Origin of the sequence: Curtobacterium sp. 24E2, assembly GCF_016925595.1 — a bacterium.
Classification (GTDB): domain Bacteria; phylum Actinomycetota; class Actinomycetes; order Actinomycetales; family Microbacteriaceae; genus Curtobacterium.
Genome location: NZ_CP068987.1, coordinates 2,153,005 through 2,171,894, shown reverse-complemented (window position 1 = coordinate 2,171,894; position 18,890 = coordinate 2,153,005). Strand labels below are relative to the sequence as shown.

At 69.5% G+C, this 18,890-nt stretch carries 16 protein-coding genes and 2 pseudogenes; 2 read left to right on the top strand and 16 right to left on the bottom strand.

Annotated elements, in window-relative coordinates; all coding sequences use genetic code 11:
* Window positions 1–49: 49 nt before the first annotated feature.
* The 10 genes and pseudogenes from cydC to JN350_RS10725 form a co-directional block, all read right to left on the bottom strand.
* Complete coding sequence (gene cydC / locus JN350_RS10765; protein ID WP_205462188.1) at window positions 50–1,738, bottom strand: thiol reductant ABC exporter subunit CydC; 1,689 nt, start codon at window positions 1,736–1,738, stop codon at window positions 50–52.
* Window positions 1,735–3,393: a thiol reductant ABC exporter subunit CydD gene (cydD, locus tag JN350_RS10760; RefSeq protein ID WP_205462187.1), complete on the bottom strand. Its 1,659-nt coding sequence runs from the start codon at window positions 3,391–3,393 to the stop codon at window positions 1,735–1,737. The genes cydC and cydD overlap by 4 nt, the downstream gene beginning before the upstream one ends.
* Window positions 3,394–3,403: 10 nt before the next feature.
* Window positions 3,404–4,408 carry a cytochrome d ubiquinol oxidase subunit II gene (cydB, locus tag JN350_RS10755; RefSeq protein ID WP_123340389.1) on the bottom strand — a complete coding sequence of 335 codons (1,005 nt, stop codon included), beginning with the start codon at window positions 4,406–4,408 and terminating at the stop codon, window positions 3,404–3,406.
* A gap of 1 nt (window position 4,409) precedes the next feature.
* The gene (locus JN350_RS10750) at window positions 4,410–5,822 is read right to left on the bottom strand and encodes a cytochrome ubiquinol oxidase subunit I (protein ID WP_205462186.1); all 1,413 of its coding nucleotides are present in this window, start codon (window positions 5,820–5,822) and stop codon (window positions 4,410–4,412) included.
* Between the two features lie 254 nt (window positions 5,823–6,076).
* Complete coding sequence (locus JN350_RS10745) at window positions 6,077–7,018, bottom strand: ABC transporter substrate-binding protein (RefSeq protein WP_461962883.1); 942 nt, start codon at window positions 7,016–7,018, stop codon at window positions 6,077–6,079.
* Window positions 7,015–7,742, bottom strand: a pseudogene (locus JN350_RS10740) (ABC transporter permease). Before JN350_RS10740 ends, JN350_RS10745 begins: the two are co-directional and overlap by 4 nt.
* The gene (locus JN350_RS10735) at window positions 7,739–8,278 is read right to left on the bottom strand and encodes an ABC transporter permease (RefSeq protein WP_461962881.1); all 540 of its coding nucleotides are present in this window, start codon (window positions 8,276–8,278) and stop codon (window positions 7,739–7,741) included. Before JN350_RS10735 ends, JN350_RS10740 begins: the two are co-directional and overlap by 4 nt.
* Complete coding sequence (locus tag JN350_RS20855; RefSeq protein ID WP_461962879.1) at window positions 8,275–8,454, bottom strand: hypothetical protein; 180 nt, start codon at window positions 8,452–8,454, stop codon at window positions 8,275–8,277. Before JN350_RS20855 ends, JN350_RS10735 begins: the two co-directional genes overlap by 4 nt.
* Window positions 8,451–9,374, bottom strand: a complete 924-nt coding sequence (locus tag JN350_RS10730) for an ABC transporter ATP-binding protein (protein WP_205462185.1) — start codon at window positions 9,372–9,374, stop codon at window positions 8,451–8,453. Before JN350_RS10730 ends, JN350_RS20855 begins: the two co-directional genes overlap by 4 nt.
* A 216-nt stretch (window positions 9,375–9,590) precedes the next feature.
* Entirely contained in the window at window positions 9,591–10,121 is a 531-nt protein-coding gene (locus tag JN350_RS10725; protein WP_240347269.1) for a TetR/AcrR family transcriptional regulator, read from the bottom strand.
* A gap of 255 nt (window positions 10,122–10,376) precedes the next feature.
* Here JN350_RS10725 and JN350_RS10720 point away from each other — a divergent pair, with 255 nt between their 5' ends.
* Together JN350_RS10720 and JN350_RS10715 are read left to right on the top strand one after the other, a co-directional pair.
* Window positions 10,377–11,441: an App1 family protein gene (locus JN350_RS10720; protein ID WP_111085765.1), complete on the top strand. Its 1,065-nt coding sequence runs from the start codon at window positions 10,377–10,379 to the stop codon at window positions 11,439–11,441.
* A 97-nt stretch (window positions 11,442–11,538) separates the two neighbouring features.
* A pseudogene (locus JN350_RS10715) lies at window positions 11,539–13,445 on the top strand (glycoside hydrolase family 15 protein).
* A 102-nt stretch (window positions 13,446–13,547) separates the two neighbouring features.
* On the opposite strand, the gene JN350_RS10710 reads toward JN350_RS10715, so the two are convergent.
* The 6 genes from JN350_RS10710 to JN350_RS10690 form a co-directional block, all read right to left on the bottom strand.
* On the bottom strand, window positions 13,548–14,534 hold the full coding sequence (locus JN350_RS10710) for a glucose-6-phosphate dehydrogenase (protein ID WP_461964413.1): 987 nt from the start codon (window positions 14,532–14,534) through the stop codon (window positions 13,548–13,550).
* Window positions 14,468–14,920, bottom strand: a complete 453-nt coding sequence (locus JN350_RS20850) for a hypothetical protein (protein ID WP_461962877.1) — start codon at window positions 14,918–14,920, stop codon at window positions 14,468–14,470. Before JN350_RS20850 ends, JN350_RS10710 begins: the two co-directional genes overlap by 67 nt.
* 239 nt (window positions 14,921–15,159) lie before the next feature.
* Entirely contained in the window at window positions 15,160–15,576 is a 417-nt protein-coding gene (locus JN350_RS10705; protein ID WP_205462183.1) for a cytochrome c oxidase subunit 4, read from the bottom strand.
* Window positions 15,577–15,580: 4 nt separating this feature from the next.
* Window positions 15,581–17,317, bottom strand: a complete 1,737-nt coding sequence (ctaD, locus tag JN350_RS10700) for an aa3-type cytochrome oxidase subunit I (protein WP_173168381.1) — start codon at window positions 17,315–17,317, stop codon at window positions 15,581–15,583.
* Between the two features lie 11 nt (window positions 17,318–17,328).
* Window positions 17,329–18,231, bottom strand: a complete 903-nt coding sequence (gene ctaC / locus JN350_RS10695) for an aa3-type cytochrome oxidase subunit II (protein ID WP_205462182.1) — start codon at window positions 18,229–18,231, stop codon at window positions 17,329–17,331.
* Window positions 18,232–18,498: 267 nt separating this feature from the next.
* Window positions 18,499–18,870: a HesB/IscA family protein gene (locus JN350_RS10690; protein WP_111085771.1), complete on the bottom strand. Its 372-nt coding sequence runs from the start codon at window positions 18,868–18,870 to the stop codon at window positions 18,499–18,501.
* Between the last annotated feature and the right edge of the window lie 20 nt (window positions 18,871–18,890).

Here is an 18,890-nt window from a genome sequence, read left to right as displayed (position 1 = left end):
GACGTCAACGATACAAGCCGGGAGGCCCGTCCAGCGTCCGCCCGTCGGGTCACCCGACGAGCAGGCGGCCGGCGGCCATCCGCAGGGTGCGGTCGACGAGGTCGGCCCGGACCGGCACGTGCGACACGATCACGACCGTCCGGCCCGCTGCACGGGCCGTCGTGACGAGGTCGTGCAGGACGGCGTCGCCGAGGTCCGGGTCGATGTCGGCCGTGGGTTCGTCGAGCACGAGCACGGGGAACGCGTGCAGGAGCGCGCGTGCCAGGGCGAGCCGGTGCGCCTGCCCGCCGGAGACGAGGCCCCCGCGCTCCCCCACCGACGCATCGAGCCCGCCACGACGCCCGACCCACTCGCCGAGGCCGACCCGGTCGAGCACGGCGAGCAGCTCGTCGTCGGTGGCGGTCTCGCGGGCGAACAGCAGGTTCTGTCGGACGGACTGGTCGAACACGAACGGGTCCTGCTCGATGAGCCCGATGCGGGCACGGACGACGTCGGGGTGCATGTCCTTCGCCGAGACCCCGTCGATCGTGTACGAGCCCTGGTGGTCGACGAACCGGACGAGCGCATCGACGAGGGTGGACTTCCCCGCGCCGCTCGGCCCTTCGAGCACGACGACCTCGCCGGGGTGCAGGTCGAGCGAGACCCCGTCGACCGCGGGCGTCGTGGCTCCGGGCCACTGCACGGTCAGGTCGCGCACCGCCACGGTGACCGGCCCGGACACCGTCAGTTCGGCCGGGTCGGCGTCCTGCTCGGGTTCGGGCACGATGCCTGCGGGCACCCGTGCCGGGACGACCTGCTCGACCCGCTCGGCGGCGGCGCGCACCCGGCGCAGCGTGAGGACGGCGAGCGGAACCCCGCCGACGACCTCGAACAGCGCGAGCGGCACGAACACGGTCAGCGCCCAGAGCGGTCCGTCGAGCGCCCCGGACACCACGGCGGGTGCACCGACGGCCAGGATCCCGATGACCGCGCCGCCGCCGACCAGCCCGACCAGGGCACCGACGAGCGCCTCGACCGTGCCACGGCGGCGGACCGCACGGGTGACACCGGCGTCCAGACGGGCGATGTGGGCCAGGCGCTCGTCGAGGGTGCCGTAGGCCGCGAACACGTCGAGCGTCCGCACGGTGTCGAGCACGAGGTCGGCCACCCGACCACGGTCCGCCGCGGTCACACGGTCGGAGCGCTCGGCGATCGCGCGCGTCACGACCGACCCGAGCAGTGCCGCGACCGCCAGTCCGAGCAGGAGCACGAGAGCGGCCGGCACCGACACGATCGCCACGGCGACGACGGACGACACGGCGACGACGCCGGCGGACACCAGCGGCCCGACGACGCGGATGGGCAGGTCCTGCAGCCGGTCGGTGTCGGTGACCAGGCGGGTCATCAGGTCGCCACGGCCGGTGCTGCCGAGTCCAGCCGGTGCGACCGAGGCGAGCCGCCGGTACATCTCCGTGCGCACCACCGCGAGCTGCCGGAAGGACGCGTCGTGTCCGGCGAGCCGGTCGACGTAGCGCAGCGCCGCACGCCCGAGTGCGAACGCCCGCACGCCGACCATCACGAGGGTCAGGTAGAGGATCGGCGGGTGCTCCGCGGCACGGGTGATCAGGTAGCCGCTCGCGGCGAGGAGCGCCACGGCGCAGACCGCGCTGAGCGCACCGGCGGCGACCGCCTTCGCCCAGCCCGACCCGCGCGGCATCGCGAGGCGCAGGACGGAAGCTCCACGGGCCTCCTGGCTCATGCGCGCACCCCCGTCCGGACGGTGACCGATCCACCGGTGCCGATGTCGACCCGGACGTCGGCCGCGGCCACGACCGCCGGTCGGTGGCTGGCGACCACGACGACCGCGCCGTCGGCTGCCAGGCCGCGGATCGCGGCGACGACGTGGGCCTCGGCCTCGGCGTCGAGCGCCGACGTCGGTTCGTCGAGCAGGACCAACGGTGTGCCGACACGGCGCGCGCGGTACAGCGCCCGCGCGACGGCGACGCGCTGCGCCTGGCCGCCGGACAGTCCGCTGCCGCCGGCGCCGACCGGGAGGCCCGGGTCGACTCCCAGCCCCGCGTCGCGCAACGCGGTCTGGACGTCCACGGCGTCGGGGGTCGCGCTGAGCGCGACGTTCTCGGCGACGGTCCCGCGCACGAGGCGGGGGCGCTGGTCGGCCCAGGTGGTGCGGCCGGCGGTGGTCGTGCCCGCGGCGCCCGGGACGACGACGGTGCCGTCGTGCGGCAGGACGCCGCGGAGCGCGGCGATCAGGCTCGACTTGCCCGAGCCGCTCGGACCGGCGAGCACGACGACGGTGCCGGGGTCGGCGTGCAGGTCGAGCGGGCCGATCACCACGTCGGGCCGGCGGACGGTCAGACCGTGCACGGCCAACGCCGTGGCAGCCGGAGCGGTCGCCGCAGGGTCCGTGTCGTGGTGCGGCGCGGGCTCCGTGTCCTCGTCGAGGACGTCGAGGACCGCTGCCGATGCCTCGACGCCGTCCTGGGCGGCATGGAAGTCCGCGCCGACCTGGCGGATGGGGGCGAACGCCTCGGGGGCGAGGACCAGGACGAACATCGCGGCGCCGAGCCCGAGCGAGCCGTCCACCAGCCGGATGCCGATCGACACCGCGACCAGGGCGACGGACAGGCTCGCGGCGAGCTCGAGCGCGAACCCGCTGACGAACGACAGCCGGAGCACCCCGAGCGTGCCGCGACGGTACTCGTCCGTGACGGCGCCGATGCGGCCGACCTGGCGCCGGGCCCGACCGAACACCTTGAGGGTGGCAAGGCCTTCGACGGCCTCGAGGAAGGCGCCGCCGAGCTTGGCGAGGGCGTCGGACTGCTTCCGCTGCAACGACTGGGTCGCGAGTCCGATCAGGATCATGAACACCGGGATGACCGGCAGGGCGAACAGGATGATCAACCCGCTCGTCAGGTCACCGAGGCCGATCGCGACCAGCAGCAGCGGTGTGGCGATCGCGGTGAGTGCGAGCTGCGGCAGGTAGCGACCGAAGTAGGCGTCGAGCGCGTCGAGGCCGGGCCCGAGGGTGGTGGCGAACCCCGCACTCGACCGGCCCGCCAGCCAGGACGGACCGCGCTCGGCGGCGCGGGCGAGCACCGTGGTGCGCATCTCGCTCTTCACCTTCGCCGCGGCGCGGGCCGCCAGGTCGTCGGTCGCCCAGGCCGCCACGGCACGGAGCACGAACGCGCCGCCCAGCACCGCGAGCGCCTGCCCGAAGGTGCCCGGGACACGGCCGTCCTGGACCGTGTCGATGCCGAGGGTCACGGCGGCGGCGATCCCCCACGCGATCGCGATGGTCGCGACCGTGCGGAGGACACCGGTGCCGGCGGCCGCGACGATGAAGCCGCGCGCCGTCCGCGACAGGCGCAGGAGTCGCGGGTCGAGCGGCTTCACCGTCGCCTGCCTAGTGCGCGGCCTGGGTGACCTGGGCCCGCGAGACACGCTTGCGGAACACCCAGTACGTCCAGGCCTGGTACGCGAACACGAGGGGCACGAAGATCAGCGCCACCCAGCTCATCACCGTCAGCGTGTACGAGCCGCTCGACGCGTTGTACACGTTCAGGCTGTTCGCCGGGTCGTTGGTGGCGGGCATGACGTCCGGGAAGATCGCCGTGAACATGGCGAGCACGATCGCGGCGATGGTGACGGCCATGAGCGTGAACGCCCGGCCCTCCTTGCCCCAGGCGTTGCAGAGCACGGCCAGGACGAGTGCGAGTGCCGCGACCACCGAGAGCACGAGCGAGGCCGGGGTCGCCCGGACGAACGCCATCCAGACCAGGAACGCGGCGCCGACGACGATCGTCAGGATGCCGGCCCGGGTCGCCAGGCGCTTCGCGCGCTCGCGGATCTCGCCCTCGGTCTTCAGCGCGACGAACACGACGCCGTGCGTGAAGAACACCAGCAGCGTCGCCACGCCGGTCAGGAGTGCGAACGGGTTGAGCAGGTCGAAGAGCGTGCCCGTGTAGTTGTGCCCGGAGTCCATCGGGATCCCGCGGACGACGTTGCCGAACGCGACGCCCCAGAGGAAGGACGGCAGGGCGGACCCGACGATGATCATCAGGTCGAACCTGCGCTTCCACTCGAGGTGCTTGTTCTGGTGGCGGTACTCGAACGAGACACCGCGCAGGATCAGCGCCGCGAGGATGAGCAGCAGCGCCAGGTAGAAGCCGGAGAACATCGTGGCGTACCACTCGGGGAACGCCGCGAACAGGCAGGCGCCGGCGACGATGACCCACGTCTCGTTGAGGTCCCAGACCGGGCCGATCGTGTTGATGAGCACCCGACGGTCGGTGTCGTCCTTGCCCAGGAAGGGCAGGGACATGCCGACACCGAAGTCGAAGCCGTCGAGGACGAAGTAGCCGACGAAGAACACGCCGACGATCGCGAACCAGAGGACAGGCAGATCCATCTCAGTACACCGTCACTTCGTGCTTGACCTCGCCGGTCTCCTCGTCGACCGCTGCCGGTGCGGCAGGGCCCTCTTGCGCGACCTTCTTGATGAGCTTGAACTCGACCACCGCCAGTGAGCCGTAGATCACGGTGAACACGACGAGCGAGATGAGGACCTCGAGCCCGGTCACGTTCGGCGAGACGCCGTCGCCGGTCTTGAGCAACCCGAACACGAGCCACGGCTGGCGACCCATCTCGGTGAAGATCCAGCCGACGATCATCGCGGCCATCGGGAGCGGGACGGTCCAGGTGGCGACGCGCCAGATCCAGCGCTTCGTCGGGAAGCGGCCCTTGCGGGTCAGCCAGAGGCCGACGAGCGACACCATGACGGCACCGACGCCGAGCGCGATCATCCAGCGGAACGACCAGTAGGTCACCCAGATGATCGGCTTGTAGTCGCCGGGCCCGTACACCTGGGTGTACTGCGCCTGCAGGTCGTTGATGCCCTCGACCGTGCCGTTGAAGGTGTGCGTGGACAGGAACGACAGCAGGTAGGGCACCCGGATCGAGAACAGTTCGTGCACGCCGTCGGGGGTGCCGAGCGTGAAGACCGAGAACGAGGCGTCCTTGCCGGTCGCCGTGTTGTACAGCGCTTCGGCGGCGGCCATCTTCATCGGCTGGGTGTCGACCATGGTCAGGCCGAGCTGGTCGCCGGTGAGCACCGTCAGGGCGCCCGCCGCCACCATGGTCCACATGCCGAACTTGAGCGCCGGCATCATCGTCTCGAGGTTCTGGTTCCGCGCCAGGTGGTAGGCGGCGACCGAGATGATCACTGCCGCGGCGACCATGAAGCAGGCGAACAACGTGTGCGGGAAGGCTGCCAGGGCGACCTTGTTGCCGAGGACCGCCCAGATGTCGGTGAGCTCCGCGCGCCCCTTGGCCTCGTTCATCGAGAAGCCGACCGGGTGCTGCATGAACGCGTTCGCGGCGATGATGAAGTACGCCGACATGATCGTGCCGGCGCTGACGCACCAGATGCTCGCCAGGTGCAGCCCCTTCGGCAAGCGGTCCCAGCCGAAGATCCAGACGCCGATGAACGCCGCTTCGAAGAAGAAGGCCAGGATCCCCTCGAGCGCGAGGGGTGCACCGAAGACGTCACCGACGAAGCGCGAGTAGTTCGACCAGTTCATGCCGAACTGGAACTCCTGCACGATGCCCGTCACGACGCCCATCGCGAAGTTGATCAGGAAGATGCGTCCGAAGAACCGGGTCAACTGCAGGTAGTGCGCGCGACCGGTCCGGTACCACGCGGTCTGGAACACGGCCACCACGGCGGCCATGCCGATCGTCAGCGGGACGAAGAGGAAGTGGTAGATGGTCGTCAGACCGAACTGCCACCGCGACAGGATGAGCGGATCGAGGAGGTCGGTCATGCGGCACTTCCCAGTCGGGTCGCCGCGCGCAGTCGGTGCACGTCAGTGTCTTCCTGTGGAACGGATACATCAGATGTCACAGCCGTTGGGACTCTTCAACGGTACCGCGTCACCACCGAGTTCGACAACTTGTAGAAATGTTCCGTGCACGAACGTGCAGGTGCGTTGCACGGCACAACCGTGCGGCACGGATGTGCCGATCGCCGCTCCTGGGAACGACGACAGGCGCCGGGCAGTTGCCCGACGCCTGTCGTCTAACGCACGAGGACTGCTGTTACAGCAGGCCCTCGTCCGTCAGGAACTCCTTGGCGATGGTGGAAGCCTTCTCCTTGTCCGCCGTGCTCTTGGTGTTGAGCCTCGATCAGGGCCTCGGGGGTCAGCTTCTCGTTGACCGAGTCGATCGCGTCAGCGGCCTTGTCGTTCACCTTGTCGGAGACGACGGGGATGACGTTCTGCGGCAGGATCAGGTTCTCCGGGTCCTCGAGCGTGACGAAGTCGTTCGCCTTGATGCTCGGGTCGGCGCTGTAGATGTCGGCAAGCTGGACGGTGCCGTCCTTCAGTGCCTTGACCGTCAGGGCTCCGCCGGAGTCCTCGACCGCCTTGAAGTCGACGTCGACGCCGTAGACCGACTTCAGGCCCTTCGGACCGTACGGACGGGTCTGGAACTCGGAGTTCGCACCGACGGTGAGCTTCGACGTGACGTTCTTCAGGTCGGCCAGGCTCGTCACGTCGTTGTCCTCGGAGAACTTCTTCGTGACGGTGTAGTTGTCCTGGTCGGTCGCCTCGGCCTCGTCGAGGACGCGGAGGCCCTTCGGCAGGGCCGTCTCGAGGCCGTCGTCGATCTGGTCGGCGGTCTTCGCCTTCGAGTCCTTGTCGAAGTACTGCAGCAGGTTGCCGCTGTACTCGGGCATGACGTCGATCGCGCCCTTCTCGAGCTGCGGGATGTAGACCTCGCGCTGCCCGATGTTGAAGTTGCGCTTGACCTCGAAGCCGTTCTTCTCGAGGACCTGGGCGTACAGCTCGGCGATGATCTCGTTCGAGTAGTACTGCTGGGAGCCGACGACGATCGTCTTGGAGTCGGACGACGCGCTGGAGCCGCTGTCGAGCGGGTCGCTCGACGCGCAGCCGGTCAGGGCGGCGGCGACGCCCAGTGCGAGCGCTGCTGCGACGCCCGCACGGATCTTTGCTGTGATCACGATGGATTTCCTTCCGGGATGGGATTGCGGGCTCGCTCGCGCGATCCCTGGCGCTGCCGGGCAGACGGGTCGGCGGTGCCCTTCGGCACCGACGCACGCTGGAGCACGGCGAACACGATCTCGAACGCGATCGCGAGCGCGATCACGAGGATTGAAGCGCCGAGCATCTCGGCGTAGTCCTGGGTCTTCAGACCGAGGAAGAAGTAGCCGCCGAGGCCACCGGCACCGACGTAGGCGGCGAGCGTCGCCGTGGCGACGACCTGCAGCACGGCTGCGCGGAACCCGCCGATCAGCAGGGGCAGGCCGAGCGGCACCTCGACCTTCCACAGGATCTGCCACCCCGTCATGCCCTGCGCCTTGGCAGCGTCGACGGTCACGGGTTCGACCGACTCGATGCCCGAGTACGCACCGGCCAGCACCGAGGGGATGGCGAGCACGACGAGCGCCAGGAGCGGAGCCTGCAGACCGATGCCGAGCAGGAGACCGAACAGGGACAGCACGCCGAGCGTCGGCAGCGCGCGGATCCCCCGGACACCGCGATCGAGAAGCCCCGTGCGCGACGCGTGTGGCCGATGGCGTACCCGATCGGCACGGCGATCACCGAGGCGATCACCACGGCGAGCAGGGTGATCCAGATGTGCTCCCAGAGGCGCCCGGGGATCGCGTTGTAGCCGGAGTAGTTGGTGGGGTCGAAGACCCAGGCGAAGGCCTGTCCGATGATCACGAGGAGACCTCCGCTGCCTGCAGGACACGGCGGGTCCGCCGGCGCGACGCCGAGGTCGTCCGGGTCCACGGCATGACGATCCGGCCGAGCAGTACCAGGAGTCCGTCGAGCACGAACGCCAGCACGAGGACCATGACGATGCCGGAGATGATCTCTTCGTAGATCCCACGGCCGAGGCCGTCCGTGAACAGCGACCCGAGGCTCTGGATGCCGAGGACCGCACCCACGGTGGTCAGCGAGATGGTGGACACCGAGACCACCCGCAGCCCGGCGAGCAGCACGGGCCCGGCGAGCGGCAGTTCGACGCGGAAGAACCGCTGCGCCGACGAGTAGCCCATCGCGGTCGAGGCCGACTTCGTCCCCGAGTCCACCGAGGTGAGGCCGTCGACGGTCGACCGCACCATGAGCGCGAGCCCGTAGAGGGTCAGACCGATCACGACGTTGACCGGGCTCTGCAGGCCGGTGCCGATGATGCTCGGCAGCGCGACGAAGAGCGCCAGGGACGGGATCGCGTAGAGCAGCCCCGCGAACGTCACGATGCCGCTGCCGACGCCCGAGGCGAACCGTGATCCCCGGGTCGCTGGAGTCGGACGACGAGCCAGCCGACGGGGATGGAGAGCAGGAACGCGATGACGATCGGCGGGATGGCGATGGCCAGGTGCGCGACCGTGGCGTCACGGATCGTGTCGAGGTTCGCCAGCACCCACTTCACCGGGTGCCCCCACCCTGCGCCGGAGCACCCGGAGCGTGCTGCGACGCTCCGGCCTGGTTCGCTGCGGAGTCGGCGGGCACCGCGGCGGCGGCGTCGACGACGTTGACCGGTCCGGTGAGGACCCCGGCGGCGCGACCGTCACCGTCCACGACGATGGGGCCCGTGGGGGTGTGCTCGACGCGCAGCGACCGACGGCCGCGGCCCACGCCGATGAAGTTCGCGACGAAGTCGTCCGCCGGCTCGGCCAGGATCTCGGACGGCGTGCCCTGCTGGGCGATCTCGCCGCCCTTCTTCAAGATGACGACCTGGTCGCCGAGCTTGAACGCCTCGTCGATGTCGTGCGTGACGAACACGACGGTCTTGCCGAGTTCGCGCTGCAGGCGGATGAGCTCGTCCTGCAGGTCGTTTCGGACCAGCGGGTCGACGGCACCGAAGGGCTCGTCCATGAGCAGGATGTTCGGGTCGACGGCCAGGCCGCGGGCCACACCGACGCGCTGCTGCTGCCCACCGGACAGCTGGGACGGGTACCGGTCGGCGAACGCCCGGTCGAGTCCCACGGTGTCCATGAGCTCGAGCGCACGGGTACGGGCATCGGCCTTCGACACCCCGGTGAGCAGGGGCACGGTCGCGATGTTGTCGACGACCTTGCGGTGCGGCAGCAGACCGGAGTTCTGCATGACGTACCCGATGCTCCGCCGGAGCTTCACGGGGTCGACGCCGGAGACGTCGGATCCGTCGATCTGCACGGAACCCGAGGTGGGGTCGACCATGCGGTTGATCATCCGGAGCAGCGTCGTCTTGCCGCAGCCGCTGGAGCCGACGAAGACGGTGGTGGTCCGGGACGGGATCACGAGGTCGAAGTCGTCGACCGCGGTGGTGCCGTCCGGGTAGGTCTTTCGTACCGAGCGGAACTCGATCATGGGTGCCCTTCTGTTCGGAGGTAGCCCGACTCCGGATGAGAGTACCCGTCGGGTCCGACAGCGGTTCACCTGTTCCGGCACGCGGCGCGTCCCGGACAGGTGCGCACCGCCGTGGACCGGACCGAGCGCACGACGGAACCCGCGCGGACGACGACGCCCGCGCCTCCTGTTCGGAGGGCGCGGGCGTCGTCGGGTGGGTGCGGGACCCCGCGGCGCTCAGCCGGCGGCGACCACGGACTCCAGGTGGGCGCGGCTCATCGTGCGGTACTCGGCGATGAGCGCCGTGTCGGGGTGCTCGCGGTCGCGGTGCGCCCGCGCCAGCACAGCGTGGCCGGACTCGGCCAGCACCACCCAGGCCCGTGCGATGCGCTCGTTCTCGGGCAGCCCGAACCGGTCGCGCATGATCTGCCCGACGGCGGCGCCGAGCGCGCCCATGCGGTCCTCGGCGTCACCGGTGCCGGTGTCCGCGGTGTCGCCGAAGCGGATCGCGCGGAAGCCGGGCTCGGTGCGGTACAGCTCCGCGGTCTCGTCGATCAGCACGTCGCAGGCCTGCTGCCAGGTCTCCGCGCCGCTCGCGTCGAGCGCTGCGACGAAGCGCGCGGCGAGCCGCTGCGTGCACCGGATGGCGAGGGCGTCGACCACGGCGATGCGGTCCGGGAAGTAGCGGTAGACGGTGCCGATGGAGGCCCCGGCCCGTTCGGCGACCATCGCGGTCGTGAGTCGCTCGAACCCGATCTCGTCGATCACCGCCGCAGCAGCGTCGAGCAGACCCGCGAGGCGCGCCGAACTGCGGGCTTGGACCGGCTCGTTCCTGAGCAGTGATGATCCCCCGGCAGAGCGTTCGTTACCTCGGTGACGAGCACGTGTTCTCCTCTTGCGCTCCAGCGCGGTTCGTTGGTGTGACGAGGACGATTTTCGCAGAGACCGGCTGGAACATGGCTGCGACTCACCACAGGTGCCGCGGGACGTGGACTTCCAGGTCCTGCATGGGATGATGGGGCGATGCCCGACCCGACGCCCCACGAGCCGTCGTTGGCCGAGCCCCTCCTGCACCGCGCGGCCCGCATCGAGGACGCCGTCCAGGAGTTCCGCGAGCACCGCGCCCGAAGCCGTGGCCTGGTCCCGACCGTCGTCCCCTACACCGGCTACGGCGCTCCCGGATGGGTCCGCATCCTCTGCCGCGTGCTGCTGACCCGCCGTGGCCTCGCCTCCGACGTCTCGTACGCCGGCGTCCGCGGGTGGAAGAGCTTCACGAGCGTCGCGGTCGACCACGCCGAGGTCACCGTCACCGCCGGCGGCGTCTCGCACGTCGTCGAGACCGACCGCGGCGGGGTCGTCGACACCATCGTGCCGATCGACCTCGAGCCGGGATGGCGCACCGTCCGCCTGTCGGCCGGCGGCGGGCGCGACGTCGAGGCGGACGTGTTCGTCGTGCACCCCGACACCCGCTTCGGGCTGCTGTCCGACATCGACGACACCGTCATGGTGACCTCGCTCCCCCGTCCGATGCTGGCCGCGTGGAACTCGTTCGTCCTCACCGAGCACGCCCGCCGCCCCGTGCCGGGCATGTCCGTGCTGTACGAACGCGTGCAGGCGCAGCACCCCGGTTCCCCGACCGTGTACCTGTCCACCGGGGCCTGGAACGTCGCGCCGACCCTGCAGCGCTTCCTGACCCGCAACATGTACCCGTCCGGCACGCTCCTGCTCACCGACTGGGGCCCCACGCACGACCGGTTCTTCCGGAGCGGGCAGCTGCACAAGCAGCAGAACCTGCGGCGTCTGGCGAAGGACTTCCCGGACGTGCAGTGGCTGCTCGTCGGCGACGACGGCCAGCACGACGAGTCGCTGTACGGCGAGTTCGCCCGCGAACACCCGGAGAACGTCGCGGGCGTCGCCATCCGGCAGCTGTCCACGAGCGAGGCGGTCCTGGCCGGCGGACGCTCCCGGGCGCAGGAACGCTCCCGCGACACCTCGGCGCCGTGGGTCTACGCGCCGGACGGCGCCGGGCTCTGGTCCGAGCTCGCGCGCGTCGGCCTCGCCGAGGCGGACGCCTCCGACCCGGCCTGAGCGAGGCTTCAGGCACGCCGACGGCACGTGGCCGCCAGACGGCCGGCAGCCCGTCCGCGCGGCCACGACGCTCGGCCTCCGGGTGTTCGATCGGGGCATGAGCACCGAGCGAGCACCCGCGCCTCCCGCGACTCCCCCGAACCTGATCGAGGACCACGCCGTCATCGGCGACACCTCGACCGCCGCACTCGTCGGCCGCGACGGCACGATCGACTGGGCGTGCCTGCCGCGCTTCGACAGCGCCGCCACGTTCGCCTCGCTGCTCGGCACCGAGGACCACGGGCACTGGACGCTCCGACCGAGCGACCCCTCGGCGACGGCGCACCGGAAGTACCACGGCGACACGCTCGTCCTGTCGACGGTGTGGACCACGGCGGACGGGGTCGTCGAGGTGACCGAGTTCATGCCCGTCGGCGCGCACCGGCCGTCCATCGTCCGCCGTGTCCGCGGACTGAGCGGCACGGTCGAGGTGCAGCAGACCCTGCGGATCCGGTTCGACTACGCCCTCGCGCTGCCGTGGGTACGACAGATCGGCGGCGACGAGGACCCGGCACTGCTCGCCACCGCCGGCCCCGGGTCGGTCATCGTGCGCGGCCCGCGCTTCCGGGCCTCCGACCACCGGCACACGGCCACCGCGATCATCCACGACGGCGACGTGCTCGACACCGTGCTCACCTGGTACCCCTCGCACCGCGAACCCCGGAGCCCGTCGACGTCGACTCCGAACTCCACCGCACCGTGACGTGGTGGACGGACTGGATGGCGACGGCGCGCACCGAGGGTCGCTACGCCGACGCCGCCCGCCGCTCCCTCCTGCTGCTCCGCGCGATGACGCACGGCGAGACCGGCGGCGTGGTGGCCGCCGTGACCACGAGCCTGCCGGAGGACCCGGGCGGCGAACGCAACTGGGACTACCGCTACGTGTGGCTCCGCGACGCCTCCCTCGCCCTCGCCTCGCTCATCGCGCACGGCTACCGCGACGAGGCGGCGCACTGGCGCGGCTGGCTGCTCCGCGCCATCGCGGGTGACCCGGCCGACGTGCAGATCATGTACGGCATCGCCGGGGAGCGCGAACTGCCGGAACGGGAGCTCACGCACCTGCCCGGGTACGCCGGCTCGACGCCCGTCCGGGTCGGCAACGGCGCGTACACGCAGTACCAGGGCGACGTGTTCGGCGAGGTCCTGGCCGCCCTGCACGACGCCCGCGAGCTCGGGGTCGAGGAGAACGCCGACTCGTGGGCCCTGCAACGCGCCCTGCTCGGCTACGTCGAGGAGCACTGGCAGGAGCCCGACAACGGCATCTGGGAGATGCGCGGTCCGCGACGGCACTTCACGCACTCGCGCGCGATGATCTGGGCCGCGTTCGACCGTGGGGTCGCCGCGGTCGAGGAGTTCGGTCTCGAAGGGCCCGTCGACCGCTGGCGCACCCTGCGCGACCAGGTCCGGGCCGAGATCGAGGAGCACGGCTGGAACGCCGCACGCGGCAGCTACCGGCAGCACTACGACACCGACGAGGTCGACGCGAGCCTGCTCGTCCTGCCGCAGATCGGGTACGTCTCCGCCCACGACGCCCGCATGACCGGCACCGTCGCCGCCATCGAGCAGGACCTGTCGACCGGCTCCGACGGCCTCGTGCTGCGCTACCGGACGTCGTCGGGGTTCGACGGCCTCACGGGCGCGGAGCACCCGTTCTTGGCGTGCTCGTTCTGGCTGGTCGAGCAGTACGCGGCATCCGGCCGGATCGAAGACGCCGAGCGCCTGATGGACGTCCTCGTCGGGTACGCCAACGACGTCGGCATGCTCTCCGAGGAGATCGACGTCGCCACCGGGCACCACGTCGGCAACACGCCGCAGGTGCTGTCGCACCTGACGCTCGTGTCCGCGTCGGACGCCATCGCGCGGGCGCGGGGCGCGTCGACCGGCCACCGCACGCGGCTGCCCGTGCACGACGGTGGCACCCGCTCGTGGACCGGGGAGGGCGAGCGCGCCGGCACCCCCGCCTGATGCGGTGGTCCTGACCACGAAACGGACGGGAGGCACGGTGCCAGCTGGCACCGTGCCTCCCGTCCGCAGTTCCGCCCGTTCAGGGCGCGACGGTCACGTCCGTCAGGACGACGACTCCCAGTCCGCCGGGCCGCGCGAACCCGCGCGGTACTCCTCGAGCGGGACCTCGTCGGCCTTCCAGGCGGTGACGACCGGCTCGACGATCTCCCAGCAGCGCTCGGCCACGTCGCCGCGGATCGAGAGCAGCGGGTCGTCGTGGAAGATGCCGTTCAGGACCTCGCCGTAGGGGGTCAGCTCGCCGTCCGCGAAGGACGACGACAGGGTGACCTGGCCCATCTCGAACGGGTTGCCACCGCCGTTGGCCGACACGGTCAGCTCGATCTCGTCCGGGTTCAGGACGATGCGGAGCGTGTCGGTCTTCGGGCGACCGCTCAGGCCGGAGGGCAGCCGCGTGACCGGCTTGAAGGTGATCAGGACCTCCTTGCGGCTGGCACCGAGGGCCTTGCCCGAGCGCAGCGTGAAGGGGACGCCCTTCCAGCGCGCGGTGTCGACCTCGACCGAGATCTCAGCGAGCGTCTCGGTGCCGCGCGACTTGTCGACGCCGTCCTCGTCCTGGTACGACGGCAGCTCCTTGCCGTCGATCGTGCCGGCCGTGTAGACGGCACGACGCGACGCGATCTTCGGGTCGCCGCCCTTGAGTTCGGTCGAACGGAGCACCCGGGCCAGGGACGAGCGGAACTCGACCGCATCGATGTCAGCCGGGGCGTCCATCGTCACGATGCCGAGGATCTGCAGCAGGTGCGACTGGATCATGTCGACCATCGCGCCGGCCTCGTCGTAGTACTGGGCGCGGTTCTCGAGACCGAGGGTCTCGTCGTAGAAGATGTCGACCTTCTCGATGTTGTCCGCGTTCCAGATCGGCTCGAACAGGCGGTTCGCGAAGCGCAGACCGATGATGTTCAGGACCGTGGTGCGTCCGAGGAAGTGGTCGGTGCGGTGCACGCGCTCTTCCGGGACCAGCTTCAGCACGGTCTCGTTGAGGGCCTGGGCGCTCGCGACGTCGGTGCCGAAGGGCTTCTCGAAGGCCAGGGTGGTGCCAGCGGGAGCTCAACCTGCTGCAGTGCCTCGCAGATGTCCGAGGCGATCTGCGGCGGCAGGGCGAAGTAGAGGATCGGCTCGGCCTCGGCCGCGTCGAGCAGGGTCTTGAGGTGCTCCGGGTCGGTGGGGTCGCCCTGGATGAACTGGGTCGACGCGAGCGTGGCGTCGACCTCGGGGCCCTTGACGTCCTGCGACGCGAAGGACTTCGTGACGATGTCCTTCCACTGCTCCTCGCTGCGGGCGCTGCGGCCCGTGCCGATGAGCTGGACGGGAACCGCTCGACCGCTCTGCAGGAACGTGCCGAGGCCCGGCAGCAGCAGGCGGGAGGCGAGGTCGCCCGTCGCGCCGAAGATGATGAGGGTGCGCTTGTCGGTCACCTGAGGTGACTCCTTTCGCTGTGGTGGGAGGTCCGCTCCAGTCAAGCCGCGGGCGGGCCCGTTTGTTCCGGATCGGGGACCGGAGATCGTGGGGCACTGTGGTGTGCAGCGCCGTGTCCTGTTGCGCTGTGTCCTGTTGCGCTGTGTCCTGTTGCGCTGTGTCCTGTTGCGCCTGGACGCACTTCGGGCGGCACCGGATGTGGTGCCGCCCGAAGTGTCAGGTGCGTTGCAGCGTCAGGTCAGTGCCCGAAGTTGCCGCGGTAGTACTCGTAGACCCAGCCGACCAGGGTGATCGCCACCAGGGCGAGTCCGATCGGGACGATCCACAGGCCGGCTGCGACGCCGAGGAAGCAGACGGCGACCGCTGCTGCCAGCAGGATGGGCCACCACGACCACGGGCTGAAGTGCCCGAGCTCGGCGTCGCCGTCCTCGATGTTGGCGTCGGGGCGGTCCTCGGGCAGCACGCCACCCTGGGACGCCATGACCTTGCCGAGGTAGAAGGCGATGAACGCGGACATGATGCCGGTCAGGCCGATCGCCACGGTGCCGACCCACTCCGGGCGGCCGTAGTAGAGCAGCGCCCAGATCGTGTACGCGGCGTCCGCGAGGATGAAGAACCCGAAGAGGATCCAGAACAGGTTGGTGTTCGCGCGCATCGGCTTACTTCACCTCGCCCTTCGCGGCGTCGTAGGTCGGGGCATCCGGGGCGTCCTTCGCGGGGCCGACACCGATCGGCACACCTGCCTCGGGGTGGTTCAGGTCGAAGGCCGGGGACTCGGAACGGATCCGCGGGATCGACGTGAAGTTGTGGCGGGGCGGCGGGCAGCTGGTGGCCCACTCGAGCGAGCGGCCGTAGCCCCACGGGTCGTTCACGGCGACCTTCGGTGCGTTCCGGGCCGTCACGTAGACGTTGAAGATGAAGGGCAGGAACGAGATCGCGAGGATCATCGAGCCGATCGTCGACAGCTGGTTCATCCAGGTGAAGCCGTCGTTCGGCAGGTAGGTCGCGTAGCGACGCGGCATGCCGATGACGCCCAGCCAGTGCTGGATGAGGAACGTGGTGTGGAACCCGATGAACAGGAGCCAGAAGTGGATCTTGCCGAGACGCTCGTTGAGCATCTTGCCCGTCCACTTCGGCCACCAGAAGTAGAAGCCGGAGAACATCGCGAAGACGACGGTGCCGAAGACCACGTAGTGGAAGTGCGCGACGACGAAGTACGAGTCGGACACGTGGAAGTCGAGCGGCGGCGACGCCAGGATCACACCGGTGAGACCACCGAACGTGAACGTGATGAGGAAGCCGACGGCCCACAGCAGCGGGGTCTCGAAGGTCACCGAGCCGCGCCACATGGTGCCGACCCAGTTGAAGATCTTCACGCCGGTCGGGACCGCGATGAGCATCGTCATGAGCGAGAACCAGGGCAGCAGGACGCCACCGGTGACGTACATGTGGTGCGCCCAGACCGTGACCGACAGGGCCGCGATCGCGATGGTCGCGTAGACGAGGGTCTTGTACCCGAAGATCGGCTTGCGGCTGAAGACCGGGAAGACCTCGGACACGATGCCGAAGAACGGCAGCGCGATGATGTACACCTCGGGGTGCCCGAAGAACCAGAACAGGTGCTGCCAGAGCAGCGCACCGCCGTTGGCCGGGTTGAAGATCTGCGCGTCGAACACCCGGTCGAGCCCGAGGCCGAACAGCGCGGTGGCGAGCACCGGGAAGGCCATCAGGACGAGCAGCGCCGTCACGAGGGTGTTCCACGTGAAGATCGACATGCGGAACATCGTCAGACCCGGGGCACGCATCGTGATGATGGTGGTGATGAAGTTCACCGCGCCGAGGATCGTCGAGAAGCCGGTCATGCCGAGTCCGAAGACCCAGAGTGTGCCGCCGAGCCCTGGTGTGAACGTCGTGTCACTCAGTGGCGCGTAGGCGAACCAGCCGAACGAGGCCGCACCCTGCGGGGTGAGGAAGCCGCCGACCGCGATGAGGGAGCCGAACAGGTAGAGCCAGAACGCGAAGCCGTTGAGTCGCGGGAAGGCGACGTCGGGAGCACCGATCTGGAGCGGCATGATCGCGTTCGCGAAGCCCGAGAAGAGCGGCGTCGCGAACATCAGCAGCATGATCGTGCCGTGCATCGTGAAGAGCTGGTTGTACTGCTCCTTCGTCGCGACCACGTGCAGGCCGGGCTCGAACAGCTGGGCACGGATGACCAGGGCCATCACACCCGCGAGCAGGAAGAAGACGAAGGACGCGATCAGGTACATGTACCCGATGGTCTTGTGGTCGGTGGAGGTGATCCACCGGACGATGATGTTGCCCTTCCGGCCCACCTTCGACGCCTGGAAGTCCGGCGAAGCAGTCTGGGTCGGTTGGCCGACGAAAGACGTTGTCATCTGACGAGCCCCTACTTGTTCTCGCTGGACGCCTCGACCGGCGCCTTGTTGTTCGGTTCGTTCGTGTTGGTGTTGTACTCGTCGCCGAGGAGCCCGACCTTGCCCTGGTCCTTCAGGGTGTCGAGGTAGTCCTGGTACTGCGTCGGCGTGACGACCTTCACCTGGAAGAGCATCAGCGAGTGGTACTCACCGCAGAGCTCCGCGCACTTGCCCTGGTACGTCCCGAGCTTCTCCGGGATGAAGTACTCCCAGTTGGTCTTGCCGGGGAGCATGTCCTTCTTGTACAGGAAGTCGATGATCCAGAAGGAGTGGTCGACGTCGCGCGAGGAGAGCTCGATCGCGACCTTCTTGCCCTGCGGCAGGTAGAGGGTCGGCAGCTGCGACTCGTCGATGGCGCCCTTGGCGTTCTCTTCTTCCTGGGCCTGGATGCCCTGGTAGTAGACGCTGTCCTCGGGGTTGTCCTTGTTGATGTAGTTGAAGTCCCACGCCCAGCGCTTGCCGTACACGTGCACGGTGGCATCGGGGTCGTCGAACGGCTTCTCGATCGCGGCCTGGTCCTTCGCGGTGAAGGCGAAGAAGCCCAGCACGAGGATGAGCGGCACGATCGTGTAGAAGATCTCGAGCGGCATGTTGTAGCGCATCTGCACGGGCAGGCCGGTCTGGCCCTTCCGGCGGCGGTACACGATGGCGGCCCAGATGATCAGGCCCCAGACGATGAGACCGACGGCGAGGAGCACCACCCAGCTGGTGGTCCACAGGCCGACGATGCGGCTCGTGTGGTTGGTGACGTCCTTCGTCTCCTCCGTGCCGGGGAGCCATCCGTTCATCTGCTGCTGCGTGCAGCCAGCCAGTGCGATGACCAGACCGACGGCCACCGGGACGGCCGCCCAACGTATACGGCGATTCGAACGCACTGTTACCTCTCGCAAAAGACGTGAGCCCGGAGCCGAACCCGCCGAGTCGCACGAAGGCGACACTTGGCTGGCTCCCAGCTTGATTGGAACACTCCTAGCTTACTCGCAGCTCGGTACCGCTCGCGCACACCCGACACGCTCATCGCCGCGATCCGCACTCCTGACCGGCCGTTTTCCCCGGTCACACTGCGACCGCATCCCCGACGAACGCGAGCGGGGAGCGACCGTGTCGGTCGCTCCCCGCTCGCGTGTCGGATCGGCTGGTGATCAGTGGAAGCTGTCACCGCACGCGCAGCTGCCCTGCGCGTTCGGGTTGTCGATCGTGAATCCCTGCTTCTGGATGGTGTCCTCGAAGTCGATCGTCGCGCCGTCGAGGTACGGGACGCTCATCTTGTCGACGACGACCTCGACCCCGTCGAACTCGGCGGTGACGTCACCGTCGAGCAGGCGCTCGTCGAAGTACAGCTGGTAGATCAGACCCGAGCATCCCCCGGGCTGGACGGCGAGGCGCAGGCGCAGGTCGTCGCGACCCTCCTGCTCGAGGAGACTCGCCACCTTGCCGGCCGCGGCGTCGCTCAGGAGGACGCCGTGCGAGGCCGCCTCGGTCACCGGTGCGTCGGTGGTGATGGTGTCGCTCATCGCGCGTCTCCCTCCGGGCG